Here is a 235-nt window from a genome sequence, read left to right as displayed (position 1 = left end):
TGAAGATCGGTTGCGGCAGCTTGGCCGCTTCCTTCAGGCCGGCCGGCAGGGAGATGCCGCAGACGGTGCCGCTATTCTGGTACTCCTTCCAGCCGGAGCCAACGATGTAGCCGCGCACGATGGCTTCCACGGCGACCGGATTGAGGCGCTTGGCAACGACTGCACGGACTTCGACCAGCGGCAGCTCGGCTGCCGAGACCAAGTCTTCGACCTTGTCGCCGGTGAAGTGATTGGG

1 protein-coding gene is annotated in these 235 nt (G+C 64.3%); it reads right to left on the bottom strand.

What is annotated here, in order from left to right:
• Positions 1 to 235 (bottom strand): phosphoribosylaminoimidazolesuccinocarboxamide synthase (locus VC352_RS25045; protein WP_322982179.1); only part of this gene is annotated, 235 nt, incomplete at both ends.

Source organism: Pseudomonas sp. C11, from assembly GCF_034683865.1.
GTDB lineage: Bacteria > Pseudomonadota > Gammaproteobacteria > Pseudomonadales > Pseudomonadaceae > Aquipseudomonas.
Note: the sequence above shows the minus strand (reverse complement) of the source record. Positions and strands in the feature narration are given on the sequence as shown.